Genomic DNA, 14517 nt, shown 5'->3' on the forward strand with positions numbered 1-14517 from the left:
CACTGTCACGGCTCGGACACGGCAGCGCCGCCGTCGTGTCACGGCCGCTCGAAAGAATCGATGCATGAGATCGATCCTGGTCACCGGCGCGGCCGGCTTCATCGGTGCGCACGTGGCGCGCGAGCTGGCCCTGCGCGGTCATCGCGTCAGTGCCTGCGACAGCTACAACGCCTATTACGACCCGGCGCTGAAGCGCGCCCGCGTGCAGCACCTGCTGGAACCCGTCGGCGTCGAGGTGCGGCGGCTCGACCTGAGCGACGCGGTGCAGACGCAGCATCTGGTCGATGACTGCCAGCCCGAGGTCGTGCTGCACCTGGCCGCACAGGCGGGCGTGCGGCATTCGGTCGAGCATCCGCTGGACTATGTGCAGGCCAACCTGCTGGGCTTCGGCTCGGTGCTGGAGGCCTGCCGCCACGCGCGGGTCGGTCACCTGCTCTACGCCAGTTCATCGAGCGTCTACGGCCACCGTGAAGGCGTGGGCGAGCGGGGCGCGCGGCCCTTCGGCGAGGCCGACCGGATCGACCAGCCGGCCTCGTTCTATGCCGCCACCAAGGTTGCCAACGAGGCGATGGCCTATGCCACCGCGCGCATCCACGGCCTGCCGACGACGGGGCTGCGCTTCTTCACCGTGCACGGCCCGTGGGGCCGGCCCGACATGGCCTGCTGGCTGTTCGCCGAACGCATCCGCGCCGGCCTGCCGATCCGGGTGTTCGGCCGGGGCGAGCTGGTGCGCGACTACACCTACGTCGCCGACACGGTCGAGGCGATCTGCCGGCTGATCGACCGTGGTGCGCCGGCGCGTGATGCGCAGGGTGTGCCGGTCGAGACCTTCAACGTCGGCCACAGCGTGCCGGCGACGGTCAATGAACTGGTGGCCGGACTCGAACAGGCGCTCGGCCGCCGCGCGATCGTCGAATACGCGCCGCTGCAGGCCGGCGATGTGCCGCACACCGAGTCGGATCCGACGCGGCTGCGCGCGGCCATCGGCCACTGGCCGCGCACGCCGATGGCGCAGGGCCTGGCCGAGTTCGCCCGCTGGTTCGCGTGGTGGCAGCAGCGCGACGGCCAGCCGCCTATCGTGTCGAGGCCACTCGTCGCCGAACTCGCGGCCTGATCCGTGCGTGCGCCAGACGATCCGGCAGGCACCGGCCTGCCGAAGGGTTTCCATCGCCTGATCGCCGCGCAGTTCTGTTCGGCCCTGGCCGACAACGCGCTGCTGATCGTCACCATCGCGCTGCTGCTGCAGCAAGGCGCGCCGGCCTGGTGGGCGCCGATGCTCAAGTTCGGCTTCACGCTGTCCTATGTGCTGCTGGCGCCGGTCGTCGGGCCGCTGGCCGATGCCTGGCCCAAGGCGCGGCTGATGGCGTGGATGAACGCGGTCAAGGTGCTCGGCGTGTTCGGCCTGCTGGCCGGCTGGCCGCCGCTGCTGGCCTTCTCGATCGTCGGCTTCGGCGCGGCCGCCTACGCACCGGCCAAGTACGGCCTGGTCACCGAGATGGTCGGCGCCGGCCGGCTGGTCGAGGCCAACGGCTGGATCGAGGTCTCGGTGGTCAGCGCCGCGCTGCTCGGCGCGGTGCTGGGCGGCGTGCTGGTGAGCCCGTGGTGGACGGGCATCGCGGCTGGCCTGGCGCCGTCGTGGCCGGCCCTGAGCCCGTCCCTTGCTGCGCTGCTGACGGTCTACGCGCTGGCCGCGTGGCTCAACGTCGGCATCCCCGACAGCGGTGCGCGCTACCCCGCCAGCGGCATCCACCCGGTCGCCCTGCTGCGCACCTTCATCGCCGCCAACCGCACGCTCTGGCGTGATCCGGATGGCGGCCTGTCGCTGGCGGTCACGACGATCTTCTGGGGCCTGGGCGCGACGCTGCAGTTCATCGTGCTGCGCTGGGCCGGCGACGTGCTGCGCCTGCCGCTGGACCGTGCCGCCTACCTGCAGGCCGCCGTCGCGGTCGGCGTGGTCGTCGGTGCCTCGGCGGCCGGGCGCTGGGTCGCCCTGCACCAGGCCAAGCACATGCTGGGTGCGGGCGTGGTGCTCGGCCTGACGATGCCGCTGGTGGCGGTCACGACGTCGCTGCCGCTGGCACTCGTGCTGCTGGTGCTGGTCGGTGCCGTCGGCGGGCTGATGGTCGTGCCGCTGAACGCGCTGCTGCAGCACCGTGGCTGCGTGCTGCTGAGCGCCGGCCGGTCGATCGCCGTGCAAGGCTTCAACGAGAACGCCAGCGTGCTGGCGATGCTGGCGGTCTATGCCGCGCTGATCGCGCTGGACGTGGCCATCGTCCCGCTGATGTGGGGCTTCGGCCTGGCCATCGCGCTGGCGATCAGCGCATTGATGGTGCTGGAAAGGCGCCGCGCAGCACGCCTTCGAAGCGCGTGACGATGGCGTCCCAGCCCAGGCCCTCGGCACGCTGACGGGCCTGCCGGCCGAGCTGGCGACAACGCGCCAGGTCGCTGGCCAGGCTCACCGCGTGAGCCACGAAGGCATGTTCATCGCCCGGTGCGGCCAGCAGGCCGTGCTGACCCGGCTCGACCAGTTCGCCGGCCGCGGCATGGTCGAAGGCCGACACCGCCAGGCCGCTGGCCATCGCCTCGGTCGTGACGTTGCCGAAGGTCTCGGTCAGGCTGGCGAAGACGAACAGGTCGGCGCTGGCGTAATGGGCCGACAGCGCCTCACCACGTTGCTGGCCGGTGAAGACGGCCTGCGGATGACGGGCCTGCAGGTCGGCCCGCTGCGGGCCGTCGCCGACCACGACGATGCGGGCGCGCGGCACCTTCTGGACGATCGAATCGAAGGTGCGGCTCAGCACGGCCAGGTTCTTCTCGGCCGCGACCCGACCCACGCACAGCACGACCGGATCGTCCGGCCCCGCGCCCCAGCGCTCGCGCAGCGACTCGTCGCGGTGGCGTGGCGAATAACGCCCGGTGTCGACGCCGCGCGTGACCACGTGCAGGCCTTGCAGGCCCTGCGCGGCGAGCGTGTCGCGCAGCGCCTCGGTGGGCACCATCGTGGCGTCGCAGCGGTTGTGGAAGTGGCGCAGCCAGGCGGCGATCGGGCGGCGCAGGAAGCCGATGCCGTAGTGCGCGCTGTAGGCATCGAAGTTGGTGCGGAAGTCCGAACAGACCGGCAATCCCAGCGACCGCGCCGCCCGCAGCGCCGAGGCGCCGAGCGGTCCTTCGGTGGCGATGTGGACGACGTCCGGCCTTTCCTTCTGCCAGAGCTGTCGCAGCCGCCGACCGGCGGGCAGTCCCATGCGCAGGCCCGGATAACGCGGGATCGGCAGGCCGGGCAGGCGGTGCAGTCGCAGGCCGTCGACCAGCTCGGGCAGGACACCGGTGGTGTATTCGCCGGCCTGACAGGGCCGCAGCAGGTCGACGCGGTGGCCGCGTGCCACCAGGCCCTCGACGACGCGGGCCAGGGTCACGGCGACGCCGTTGACTTCGGGTGGATAGGTCTCGGTCACGCAGGCGATGCGCAGCTGGCGTTCATGTGTCATGCGCCGATGCTGCGCAGGAAGCGCGACGTTTCGATGACAGGGCCAGCTGTCGCCAATCCGTCACCGGTCTTTCACGTGCGCTCGTCACCATCGTGACATGCAGGCATCGACCCGATGCCGGCTTCATCCATGCCGAGCCACTTCCACATGAGGACCGCCGTGAACCGCTTCTTCGAGACCCTGGCCGTGCAGCGCTGGGACGACCACCGCTACTACCACCACTGCCGCATCAACCAGAGTCTGCACTTGCTCAGCGCTTGCAGCTTCCTGGTGGCCTACGTGCTGCTGTTCATCGACCCGGCGATGGCCGCGATCGTGGCCTGGTGCGTGTCGATGCTGAGCCGTCAGGCCGGCCACTTCTTCTTCGAGCCACGCGGCTACGACGAGGTCAACCAGGCGACCGACGAACACAAGGAAGCGATCAAGGTGGGCTACAACATCCGCCGCAAGATCGTGCTGATGGGCGCCTGGGTCGTGATCCCGGCGGTGCTGTGGTTCGCGCCGTCGGTCGGCGGGCTGATCGAGCCGGCCACCGACGTCATGGGCTGGGTCCACGACGTCGGCATCGCCTGGCTGGCACTCGGCGTCTCGGGCCTGATCTTCCGGGTCGTGCAGCTGTGGCTGACGCAGGGCTTCATGGTCGGCCTGGCCTGGGCCACCAAGATCGTCACCGACCCCTTCCACGACATCAAGATGTACCACCGCTCGCCGCTGTACCTGCTGCGCGGCCAGCGTCTGGACCCGATGGAACACGTGCGTGCTCATCGGCCGGACGACGAGGCCGGCCACGAAGGCACGGCCCACTGATGTTCCTGGGGCCGTCGCGACTCGTTCAGCGACCCAGCCGCTGCGCCAGCATCTCGCGCAGCAGGCCGCGCCGGATGGCCTTGTTGCTGAGCTCGGCCGGCGTGTCCCACCAGCCGTCGGCCTGCATCGCGCGGGCGGCGGCGACGAAGCGGCGCTGCACCTCGTCGAAGTCGGCGTCGCTGTAGTTCAGGCTGAAGATCAGCCGGCCGCTGCCGACCCAGCTGAGTGCCAGGCCCTGCTCGCGCAGGTAGAACTGCAGCATCCAGTTGTGGCGCGCGGGCTGCCGGTAGAGCACCGTCCAGACCGTCGAGAGGTTGGCCACTTGCACCGGCACCCCCGCCTGATCCAGCGCCGCGTTCAGTCGTGCGGCGCGGCCGTTCCAGCGTTCCTCCAGGCCGTCGTAGAGCGCGCGCACCTCGGGCGTCTCCAGCCGGTCGAGGAAGGCGGCCATCGCGCCGAGCACGTAGGGGTGCGCGTTGAAGGTGCCACGCGCGAAGCACAGGTCGGCCGGCCGGTCCTCGCGGTAGCGCTTCATCAGCTCATGCCGGCCGCAGACCACGCCGACCGGCAGGCCGCCGCCCAGCGTCTTGCCGTAGGTGACCATGTCGGCGCGCACGCCGAAGTATTCCTGTGCCCCGCCCGGTGCCAGCCGGAAGCCCATGAAGACTTCGTCGAAGATCAGCACGACGCCATTGGCGGTGCAGGTCTCGCGCAGGCGCTTCAGCCAGGCGGTGTAGGCCGCTCGGTCATAGCCGGCCTTGCGGCCGCTGTCGACCAGCGAGGAATCGCCCGGCGCCGCGACGTTCGGGTGCAGCGCCTGCAGCGGGTTGATCAGCACGCAGGCGATGTCGCGGCGGCTACCGATGACCTTCAGCGCCTGTTCGCTCATGTCGGCCAGCGTGTAGGTCTCGCGCGGCGGCAGCGGGTTGCCGGGGCCGGGCTGCACGTCTTCCCACCAGCCGTGATACGCCCCGGCGAAACGCACCAGGTTGCGGCGGCGGGTGTGATAGCGAGCCAGCCGCACGGCCTGCATGACGGCCTCGGTGCCGGACATGTGGAAGCTCACCTCGTCCTGGCCGGAGATCGCCTTCAGGCGGCGCAGGTTGTCGATCAGCACGGGGTGATAGGCGCCCAGCACCGGGCCGAGCGCCTCGGCCGTGCGCACGCCTTCGGCGATGCACTGCTTGTAGGTGTCGTAGCCCAGCAGGTTGACGCCGTAGGAGCCGGTCAGGTCGTGGAACTCGGCGCCGTCGAGGTCGCGCACCTTGACGCCGTCGGACGACTGCAGGAAGCCGCCGAGCTTCAGGTTCTGGCGCAGCCACGGGCTGAACTGGAAGGGCACCCGGTAGCTGCCGGTGAACTGCAGGTCGGCCAGCGTCTCGCGCGCTTCGGCGGTCGCGGCAATGGACTTGGCGTGGCGCGTGTTGAGCGTCTCGCACAGCCGCGCGAAGCCGGCGCGGCGGCGGGCGATGACGGCCTCGTCGGCACCGTCGCAGCCGAAGAAGCGCGCCTCGTCATAGGCATAGCCGGGGATCAGGCCGGCGACGCGCTTGGCCATGCGCGAGTGGCCGGTCAGCGAGCGGTGCTTGGCCCGCGAGAGTTCAAGCCGTCGATGGGCCTTGGGCACCAGCCAGGCCAGCGTGGCAAGTGCCACGGCGGTGAGCGCGAAGGAATCGTTCATGGGTCCGTTTCCGTGGCCTTGGAAGGCCGTGGGTTGAAGCGAGACCCGATGTCTAACCGTCGGAATTGACAACGTCATGAAAACGTCACTGCTGCAGAAGATCGCCGCCCAGGAAGACCTCAACTTCCTGCTCACCAACCGCGTGCCGCGCATCGCGCTGACACGTTTCATCGGCTGGTACAGCCAGATCCGCAGCCCGCTGCTGGCACGCCTGTCGATTGCCGTCTGGCGCTGGTTCACCGACCTCGACCTGAGCGAATCGCCGCCACAGCGTTATGGCTCGCTGCACGAGTGCTTCACGCGGCCGATCCGGCCCGAGACCCGGCCGATCGATGCCGACCCGGACGGCCTGTGCAGCCCGAGCGACGCGATCGTCGGTGCCTGCGGCCTTGTCGAGGGCGCGCACGTGTTCCAGGCCAAGGGCTACCCGTACACGCTGGCCGAACTGTTCGGGCCGAGCCAGGACGCCTCGCCCTATCACGGTGGCAGCTTCGTCACGCTGCGGCTGACCTCGGCGATGTACCACCGCTTCCATGCGCCGCAGGACCTGTCGGTCGAGCATGTGACCTACCTCAGCGGCGACACGTGGAACGTCAACCCGATCGCGCTGAAGCGGGTCGAACGGCTGTTCTGCCGCAACGAGCGCGCGGTGCTGAACACGCGCCTGACGCGCACCGGCACGCCCATCGCGATCGTGCCGGTGGCCGCGATCCTGGTGGCCAGCCTGCGCCTGCACTTTCTCGACGTGCTGCTGCATTTGCGCTATCGCGGTCCGAACGAGATCCCCGTGCAGCCGCCGGCCGTGTTCCGCAAGGGCGACGAGATGGGCTGGTTCCAGCACGGCTCGACCATCCTCGTGTTCGCGCCGCCGGGCTGGCGACTGGCCGATGGCATCGCCGATGGCACGCGCATCCGCATGGGTCAACCCCTGCTGGTGCCGCAGCTGATGTCCTGAGTCCTGAAGGGAACCACCGCCATGAAGACCATCGACCTCGTCTACTTCAACTACGGCGGCGGCCACCGCGCCGCAGCCCTGGCGCTGGAGCAGGAGATGGCCCGCCAGCGCCGGCCCTGGCAGGTGCGGCGTGTCGACCTGGTCGAGGTGCTCGACCCGCAGGCGCAGTTCCGCCAGCTGACCGGGCTGGCGCCCGAGGACCTCTACAACCAGCGCCTGGCGCGCGGCTGGACCTGGGGCATGACGCCCGAGCTGAAGCTGCTGCAGGGCCTGATCCGCGCGTCCCATGAACGCATCTGCCGGCGCCTGACGCAGCACTGGTTGCGCAGCGAGCCCGATCTGGTCGTGTCGCTGGTGCCGAACTTCAACCGGCCGATGTGCCAGTCGCTGCAGGCCAGTCTGCCCGGCGTGCCCTACCTGACGGTGATGACCGACATCGCCGACCTGCCACCGCATTTCTGGATCGAGCCCGAGCTGGCGCAGCAGCACGTCGTCTGCGGCAGCGAACGTGCGCTGGCCCAGGCCCGTGCGGCCGGCGTGCCCGACGAGCGCCTGTCGCTGACGACCGGCATGATCCTGCGGCCCGACTTCCACCAGGCCCCGGTGATGACGCGCGAGCGCCGTGCCCAGGGGCTGCGCGATCTGGGGCTCGATCCGGCCCGCCCGGTCGGCGTGGTGATGTTCGGCGGCGAGGGCTCCAGCCAGATCGGCCGCATCGCACGCGCACTCGACGACCAGCAGCTGATCCTGATGTGCGGCCGCAACGAGGCGCTGGCTCATCGCATGAGCCAGCTGCGCCGCAGCGCGCCGCATGCGGTGGTCGGCTACACCGCCGACGTGGTGCGCTACCTGCAGCTGGGCAGCTGGTTCTGCGGCAAGCCCGGCCCGGGCAGCCTGAGCGAGGCGGTCCACCTCGGCCTGCCCGTCATCACCTTCCGCAACAGCGCGACGATGCCGCAGGAGCGCCACAACACCGACTGGGTCCGCGAGCAGGGCTACGGCCTGGTGATCCCGTCCGTCGCCCGCTTGCCGGAGGCGGTGCGCACCTTGCTCGCCGACCTGCCGGCCTTCCAGATGCGGGTGCGCGCCAGCCGCAACCGGGCCGTCTTCGAGGTCGTCGAGATCGTGGCGGACACGCTGTTGCGCAGCGCGGCTGTCATGAGCATGACTTCGGCAGACGGCACCCTGCGCGACTTCCGTCACACCAGAACAAGCTCATGTCCGCTCGATTCCCGTACCACCTCCGCCCGGCCCTGACGGCGGTGTTCTCGACCTTGCTCGTGCCGACCTTGGTGATGCTGGCCGGTTGCGGCGGATCCGGTGGTGGGTCGACCGCGACGGACAGCTATGCGCCGGTCGAGATCAACATCGCCCACATCAACGACCACCACTCGCAGCTGGAGCCGTTCGCGAACACGCAGCTCACGCTGGACGGGGTCGCGACCCAGGTCGACCTGGGTGGATTTGCGCGCCTGACGACGCTGTTCAAGGCCCAGTCCGGCACGCGCAACCTGTTGAAGCTGCATGCCGGCGATGCCGTCACCGGCACGCTGTACTACACGTTCTACAAGGGCGATGTCGACGCGAAGATGATGAACACCATCTGCTTCGACGCCTTCGAGCTGGGCAACCATGAGTTCGATGATGGCGACCAGACCACACGCAACTTCATCGACTCGCTCTACACGCCGGTCTGCCAGACGCCGGTGCTGGCGGCCAACGTCGTGCCGGCCAGCGGCACGCCGCTGAACCCGGCCGGCACGCCGGTGATCCGGCCCTACATCGTCAAGAGCTACGACGGCGTGAAGGTCGGGATCATCGGCCTGGACATTGCCGGCAAGACGACCAACTCGTCGCGTCCGCTGTCGACCACGCAGTTCCTGGCCGAGACGGCCACGGCGCAGCGCACCATCGACGAGCTGAAGGCCCAGGGCATCCGCCACATCGTGATGCTGACGCACCAGGGCTACGACAACGACGTCGCGATGGCCGCGCAGCTGACCGACGTCGACGTCATCATCGGCGGCGATTCGCACACGCTGCTGGGCGACTTCACGGCCTTCGGCCTGAGCAGCTCGGGCGCCTATCCGACCCGCGTCACCAACCGCGACGGCAACACCGTCTGCATCGGCCAGGCGTGGGAATACGCCAAGGTGTTCGGCCTGATGAACGTCGCCTTCGACAGTCGCGGCGCGGTGTCGCGCTGCAGCGGCAACGCCTCGCTGGTGATCGGCGAGAACTTCCGGCGCAGCAACGGCACGGCCTTCGTCGATGTCGACGCACCCACCAAGGCTGACCTGAAGGTGAAGCTGGCGGCTGATCCGCGCGTCAAGGTGACGACGCCCGATGCCGCGGCGGCCGCCTTGCTGGCGACCTACACCAGCCAGGTCAGCGCCGAGAAGGCCAAGACCATCGGCACGGCCAGCCAGGCCCTGTGCCTGGTGCGCGTGCCGGGCGAGACGACCAACCGCTCGGCCGGCACGGTCGGCTGCGAGACGGCCAACACGCTGGCACGTGGCAGCGATGCCGGCCAGGTCGTCGCCGAGGCCTTCCTCGGCGCCAGCCTGCGGGCCAGCTTCGCGCTGCAGAACGCCGGTGGCGTGCGGGTGCCGGTGGCGGCCGGCACGCTGTCGATGAACACGGCCTTCACGCTGCTGCCGTTCACCAACGTGCTGGTCGAGATGGACGTGACCGGCACGCAGATGGTGACCGCGCTGGAGGACGGCGTGGCCAACCACCTCGACAACCTGCAGTCGACCGGCTCGCACCCCTATGCCGCCGGGCTGCGCTGGGACCTCGACATGAGCCGGCCGCGTGGCAGCCGCTTCAGCAATGTGGAGGTGCGCGACCGCGTCACCGGCACCTGGTCGCCGATCGTGCCGACGCAGCGTTATGTGCTGGTCACCAACGACTTCGTCGCGGCCGGCCAGGACGGCTACGCCACGCTCGGCGCGATCTTCCGCACGGGTGCCTACGTCAACACCTACCTGCTCTACACGCAGACCTTCGCAGATTACGTCGTCGCGAACACGCCGATCGGCCGGCCGCTGGCGGCCAACTACTCGCACAAGTCGGTCATCACGGCCGCTGGCGTGACCTTGCCCTGAACCCTTTCTGCATCCACCCTGGAGTCCGACATGCCCTTGATCCGTCCCTCCCTGCTGGCCGCGATGGCCCTTCTTGCCAACCTGTCTGCCGCCCAGGCCCAGACCGAGGTCACCGCCGTACTGGACGGCCATGCGCGTCTGCCGCATGACGCCACGGTGGCGGCGCCGCGTGATGCGGGTCCGATGTTCGAGACCGCCGGCAAGTTCGTCGCCGCCAACCGGCAGCGCACCGAGGCGCTGGGCAGCGTGCCCGGCATCACCTTCGTCGGCGACCCGAAACATCCGCGGGCTTCCGGTGGCGCCTTGCCGATCAAGGGCCAGTCGGTGCAGGGCTTCTCGGCCATCGTGTCGCTCGGCCGGGACGAGTTCCTGGCGATGACCGACAACGGCTTCGGCAGCAAGGTCAACTCGGCCGATGCGCTGCTGATGGTCCACCACGTCAAGGCCGACTGGGCCTCGGGCATGGTCACGCGGCAGGGCACGACCTTCCTGCGCGACCCGCAGCGCAAGGTGCCGTTCCTGATCCAGAACGAGGCCACGCGCGAGCGTTACCTGACCGGTGCGGACCTGGACATCGAGTCGCTGCAGGTGGTCGGTGACGAGTGGTGGATCGGCGACGAGTTCGGCCCCTACGTGATCCGCTTCAACCAGAAGGGCGAGGCACTCGGGCTGATCGAGACGACGGTCGGCGAGCGCACCTACCGCAGCCCGGACCACTACCTGCAGGGCCGTCTGCCGAACTACCCCGGCGAGGCCGGCGGCTGGGAGGTGCGGCGCTCGGGCGGTTTCGAGCCGATGGCGAAGTCGCCCGATGGCAAGACGCTCTACCCGATGTTCGAGTGGCCGCTGTGGGATGCCGCGACCAAGGCCCAGGAACAGAAGGACGGCAAGCCCTACTCCCGCATCCTCGAACTCGACGTGGCCAGCCAGCGCTACACCGGCCGGCAGTGGAAGTACCGCTTCGAGGCGGCGGGCAATGTCGCGGCCGACTTCCAGCTGCTGGACGCCGGCACCGGCCTCGTCATCGAGCGGGACGACGCCACCGAAGGCGCCGGCCCCGGCTGCCCGGACGAGCCGCGCACCGACTGCTTCACGCGGCCGGCGCGCTTCAAGCGCCTCTACAAGATCGACCTGGCCGGTGCCGATGCCGACGGCTTCGTGCGCAAGGTGGCCTATGTCGACCTGACGAAGATCGCCAACCCGAAGCGCGTGGCCAAGGTCGGCCCGAACGAGGCGGTGTTCGTGCTGCCGCACCTCGGCCCCGAAGGCCTGACGCTGGTCGATGGTCGCCACGTCGTGGTCGTCAACGACAACAACTTCCCGTATTCATCGGGCCGCCAGATCGGCAAGCCCGACGACAACGAGCTGACGCTGCTGGACATCGGCGCGCTGGTCGACGCGAAGTGAGTCAGCGCCCGTCCGGGCGCTGAAGGCCGGGGTCGATCCGCCTCAGCGGAAGAACCACGGCAGCACGCCGATCGCGATGCCGGGCACCAGCAGGATCGCGATCAGGCGCAGCGCATCGCTGGCCAGGAAGGGCAGCACGCCCTTGTAGGTCTCGTGCATCGGCACGTCGCGGGCGAGGCTGTTGACGACGTAGACGTTCAGGCCGACCGGCGGCGCGGTCATGCCGATGCCCACCGTCATCAGCACGCAGATGCCGAACCAGATCGCCTTGGGCTCGGCGGCCAGGCCATGCACGTCCAGCGCCATGACGGCGGGGAACAGCACGGGGATGGTCAGCAGCATCATCGACAGCTCGTCCATCACGCAGCCCAGCAGGACGTAGAGCAGCATGATGGCCGCGATGATCAGCAGCGGCGCCACGTGCAGCGAACCGGCCCATTCGGCGATGTGCAGCGGCATCTGGGTCAGCGCCAGCGCCGAGTTCATCATGTCCGCGCCGAGGAAGATCATGAACACCATCGCGGTCGTCTCGGCCGTTCCGGTGAAGGACTGGACGATGCCGGCGCGCGTGATCTCGCCGCGCGCGACGGCGGCCAGGAAGGTGGCGACCGCGCCGACGGCGGCCGCCTCGGTCGGCGAGAACAGGCCGCTGTAGATGCCGCCGAAGACGATCAGGAAGATCGTCGCGATCGGCCACACGCCGAGCAGCGCACGCCAGCGCACCGACCAGGGCTGCGGCTCGCTGGGCGTGGCCATCTCGGGCCGCAGGCGGCAGACGAGGCCGATCACGACGAGGTAGCCGACGGTGGCGATCAGGCCCGGCACCATCGCGGCGGCGAACAGCTTGGCGATGTTCTGCTCGGTCAGGATGGCGTAGACGACCAGCGGCACCGACGGTGGGATCAGGATGCCCAGCGTGCCGCCGCAGGCCAGCGCGGCGGTGGTCAGGCGGCCGTGGTAGCCGTGTGCCTTCATCTCCGGGTAGGCGACCTGGGTGATGGTGGCCGAGGTGGCCACGCTCGAACCGCAGACCGCGCCGAAGGCGGCCGCCGACAGCACCGCCGCCATCGCCAGTCCGCCCCGGATGTGGCCGACGAAGGCCGCCGCCGCCTGGAACAGCGCCCGCGACAGGCCGCCCTGGGTGGCGAACTGGCCCATCAGCAGGAACAGCGGGATGACCGACAGGTCGTAGACCGAGAGCCGAGCGACGGCGCTGCCCTTGAGCATGTTGAGCAAGGCCATGTCGCTCGACAGCGAGGCATAGCCGATCGCGCCGGGGATGAACATGGCCGCGGCGATGGGCACGCGCAGGCCCATCAGCACGAGCATGCCGGTGAACATCAGGATGCCGGTGGTGGTCGGGCTCATCGCGCGGCCTCCTGTTCGATGCCGGCGATGCTGGCGTCCAGCCCGCGCAGCAGGCGCTGGGCCTGCCACAGCGCGACCGCCGTGGTCAGGGCCAGGCCGGGCGCCAGCATCAGGTAGTTCCAGCCCATCGGCAGGCCCAGGATCATGGTCGTCTCGCCAGCCTCGCTGACGGCGATGGCGCCGGCGGCGGTGCGCAGGCTCAGCAGCGCGCACATCAGCGCCAGCAGGATCGCGCCGAAGCCGTCCAGCGTGCGGTTGATCCGCTGGGGCAGTCGCTGGGTGAAGAAGTCCACGATGATGTTGGCGCCATGCAGCTGGCACCAGGGCAGGCACAGCGAGATGGTCAGCGCGATGCCGAACTGGGTCAGCTCGACGTCGCCGGGGATCGGCCGCGACAGCGTCGCGCGTCCGGCGATGCTGACCACGACCATCAGCGCGATGCCGCTGGCCACGGCACCGCCGGCCAGCGCGAAGAACCAGGCGATGCGCCTGAGCAGGGTGAGCATGAAGGGGCCCCTCGGGTCCTGCCGTCCGATGCGACGACGCGCCCTGGGCGGGCGCGTCGCGTCGTGCGGTCGTTGTGGAGTCGTCAGCCGGACCGTGCGCGGTGGCCTGTCGCCATGCCGCGCCGATCCGTCAGGGCGTCATTTCGCGCCGCGGTACTTCGTCAGCAGGTCGCGGGCGTCCTGCAGCATCTGCTTGCCGGGCATGCCCTTCTTGTCCATGTCGGTGACGAAGTCGTCATAGAGCGGGGCCGAGGCCTTGATCCAGTTGTCCAGCTCGGACGCCGGGATCATCGTGAAGGTGTTGCCGTGGTCCTGCGCGGCCTTGCGACCGGCCGCCTGGCTGCCGTCCCAGATCTTGCCGATGGCCTGCGAATAGGCCGCGCCGCTGTTGGCGTCGATGACCTTCTTCAGGTCGGCCGGCAGGGCGTCGTAGCGGGCCTGGTTCATCGCGAAGACAAACACGGCGCTGTAGAGCGCCGGGCGGGACGGATCGGTCTCGGAGTGGTACTTGACCATCTCGTGCAGCTTCAGCGAGGGCATCACCTCCCACGGCAGCAGGAAACCGTCGATCGTGCCCTTGCCGACGGCATCGACGATCGCCGGCAGCGGCATGCCGACGGGGCTGGCGCCCAGCGTGGCCAGCAGCTTGTTGGTCTGGCGGGTCGGGGCACGCATCTTCAGGCCCTTGAAGTCGGCCAGCGTGCGCACCGGCTTGTCGCGGGTGTGGACGTAACCCTCGTCGTGGACCCAGATCGCGAGAATCTTGGTGCCGGGGAATTCCTTCAGCGCGTATTTCTGCAGGTAGTCCCAGGCCGCGCGGGCCCCGGTCTCGGCCGAGTTGGTCATGAAGGGCAGCTCGAAGACTTCCAGCGCCGGGAAGCGGCCGGCGGTGTAGCCGGGCAGCGTGATGACGAGGTCGGCGACGCCGTCCTTGACCTGGTCGACCAGCTGCGGCGGGGTGCCGCCCATGCTCATCGCCGGGAAGACCTGGCACTTCATCTTGCCGGCCGACTCCTTCGCGACCTTGTCGCACCAGGGCGCAATCACGTTGACCGAGGCCATCGCCTGCGGGTTCCAGATGTGGTGGAACTTCAGCGTGACCTCCTGGGCCAGCGCGGTGCCACCCAGGCACAGGCCGGCGGCGGCGGCGAGTGCGGCGCGCTTCCAGTTCTTGATGTTCATGGACATGTCTCCGTGC

The 14517-nt window shown here is 69.5% G+C and carries 12 protein-coding genes; 7 read left to right on the plus strand and 5 right to left on the minus strand.

The features are described from left to right. The first annotated feature begins 64 nt into the window (after positions 1-64). Together ACWA7K_RS03385 and lplT are read left to right on the plus strand one after the other, a co-directional pair. Positions 65-1114 (plus strand): NAD-dependent epimerase/dehydratase family protein, encoded by a 1050-nt coding sequence (locus ACWA7K_RS03385; RefSeq protein ID WP_456165656.1) that lies wholly within the window; start codon positions 65-67, stop codon positions 1112-1114. Between the two features lie 3 nt (positions 1115-1117). Further along, positions 1118-2371 carry a lysophospholipid transporter LplT gene (gene lplT / locus ACWA7K_RS03390; protein ID WP_456165658.1) on the plus strand — a complete coding sequence of 418 codons (1254 nt, stop codon included), beginning with the start codon at positions 1118-1120 and terminating at the stop codon, positions 2369-2371. On the opposite strand, the gene ACWA7K_RS03395 is transcribed toward lplT, so the two are convergent. Then, complete coding sequence (locus ACWA7K_RS03395; RefSeq protein ID WP_456165660.1) at positions 2316-3488, minus strand: glycosyltransferase family 4 protein; 1173 nt, start codon at positions 3486-3488, stop codon at positions 2316-2318. The two genes, lplT and ACWA7K_RS03395, sit on opposite strands and share 56 nt — an antisense overlap. Before the next feature lie 147 nt (positions 3489-3635). Between ACWA7K_RS03395 and ACWA7K_RS03400 the strand changes: the two genes are divergently transcribed. Further along, positions 3636-4295, plus strand: a complete 660-nt coding sequence (locus ACWA7K_RS03400) for a hypothetical protein (protein ID WP_456210346.1) — start codon at positions 3636-3638, stop codon at positions 4293-4295. Between the two features lie 25 nt (positions 4296-4320). On the opposite strand, the gene ACWA7K_RS03405 is transcribed toward ACWA7K_RS03400, so the two are convergent. Further along, positions 4321-5976, minus strand: coding sequence for an aminotransferase class III-fold pyridoxal phosphate-dependent enzyme (locus tag ACWA7K_RS03405; RefSeq protein ID WP_456165664.1), 1656 nt, complete (start codon positions 5974-5976; stop codon positions 4321-4323). 76 nt (positions 5977-6052) lie between these two features. Between ACWA7K_RS03405 and asd the strand changes: the two genes are divergently transcribed. The 4 genes from asd to ACWA7K_RS03425 are packed head-to-tail and all read left to right on the plus strand — an operon-like array spanning position 6053 to position 11445. Beyond that, a complete protein-coding gene (gene asd / locus ACWA7K_RS03410) occupies positions 6053-6931 on the plus strand; it encodes an archaetidylserine decarboxylase (protein ID WP_456165666.1) in 879 nt (292 codons plus the stop codon). A gap of 21 nt (positions 6932-6952) precedes the next feature. After that, the gene (locus ACWA7K_RS03415; protein WP_456165668.1) at positions 6953-8188 is read left to right on the plus strand and encodes a glycosyltransferase; all 1236 of its coding nucleotides are present in this window, start codon (positions 6953-6955) and stop codon (positions 8186-8188) included. Next, the gene (locus ACWA7K_RS03420; RefSeq protein WP_456165670.1) at positions 8149-10038 is read left to right on the plus strand and encodes a bifunctional metallophosphatase/5'-nucleotidase; all 1890 of its coding nucleotides are present in this window, start codon (positions 8149-8151) and stop codon (positions 10036-10038) included. The genes ACWA7K_RS03415 and ACWA7K_RS03420 overlap by 40 nt, the downstream gene beginning before the upstream one ends. 30 nt (positions 10039-10068) lie before the next feature. Beyond that, positions 10069-11445 carry an esterase-like activity of phytase family protein gene (locus ACWA7K_RS03425; protein ID WP_456165672.1) on the plus strand — a complete coding sequence of 459 codons (1377 nt, stop codon included), beginning with the start codon at positions 10069-10071 and terminating at the stop codon, positions 11443-11445. A gap of 42 nt (positions 11446-11487) precedes the next feature. On the opposite strand, the gene ACWA7K_RS03430 is transcribed toward ACWA7K_RS03425, so the two are convergent. The 3 genes from ACWA7K_RS03430 to ACWA7K_RS03440 form a co-directional block, all read right to left on the minus strand. Continuing rightward, positions 11488-12813, minus strand: a complete 1326-nt coding sequence (locus tag ACWA7K_RS03430) for a TRAP transporter large permease (RefSeq protein ID WP_456165674.1) — start codon at positions 12811-12813, stop codon at positions 11488-11490. Then, complete coding sequence (locus ACWA7K_RS03435) at positions 12810-13319, minus strand: TRAP transporter small permease (protein ID WP_456165676.1); 510 nt, start codon at positions 13317-13319, stop codon at positions 12810-12812. Before ACWA7K_RS03435 ends, ACWA7K_RS03430 begins: the two co-directional genes overlap by 4 nt. A 138-nt stretch (positions 13320-13457) precedes the next feature. After that, positions 13458-14501, minus strand: coding sequence for a TRAP transporter substrate-binding protein (locus tag ACWA7K_RS03440; protein ID WP_456165678.1), 1044 nt, complete (start codon positions 14499-14501; stop codon positions 13458-13460). Positions 14502-14517 lie beyond the last annotated feature (16 nt).

The sequence above is a fragment of the Leptothrix mechoopdaensis (SeqCode) genome (genome assembly GCF_053893855.1).

Coding starts and splice junctions, on each gene's coding strand:
- ACWA7K_RS03385 (WP_456165656.1), top strand. CDS start 65: ATGAGATCGATCCTGGTCACCGGCGCGGCCGGCTTCATCGGTGCGCAC.
- ACWA7K_RS03395 (WP_456165660.1), bottom strand. CDS start 3,488: ATGACACATGAACGCCAGCTGCGCATCGCCTGCGTGACCGAGACCTAT.
- ACWA7K_RS03400 (WP_456210346.1), top strand. CDS start 3,636: ATGAGGACCGCCGTGAACCGCTTCTTCGAGACCCTGGCCGTGCAGCGC.
- ACWA7K_RS03405 (WP_456165664.1), bottom strand. CDS start 5,976: ATGAACGATTCCTTCGCGCTCACCGCCGTGGCACTTGCCACGCTGGCC.
- asd (WP_456165666.1), top strand. CDS start 6,053: ATGAAAACGTCACTGCTGCAGAAGATCGCCGCCCAGGAAGACCTCAAC.
- ACWA7K_RS03415 (WP_456165668.1), top strand. CDS start 6,953: ATGAAGACCATCGACCTCGTCTACTTCAACTACGGCGGCGGCCACCGC.
- ACWA7K_RS03420 (WP_456165670.1), top strand. CDS start 8,149: ATGTCCGCTCGATTCCCGTACCACCTCCGCCCGGCCCTGACGGCGGTG.
- ACWA7K_RS03425 (WP_456165672.1), top strand. CDS start 10,069: ATGCCCTTGATCCGTCCCTCCCTGCTGGCCGCGATGGCCCTTCTTGCC.
- ACWA7K_RS03430 (WP_456165674.1), bottom strand. CDS start 12,813: ATGAGCCCGACCACCACCGGCATCCTGATGTTCACCGGCATGCTCGTG.
- ACWA7K_RS03435 (WP_456165676.1), bottom strand. CDS start 13,319: ATGCTCACCCTGCTCAGGCGCATCGCCTGGTTCTTCGCGCTGGCCGGC.
- ACWA7K_RS03440 (WP_456165678.1), bottom strand. CDS start 14,501: ATGAACATCAAGAACTGGAAGCGCGCCGCACTCGCCGCCGCCGCCGGC.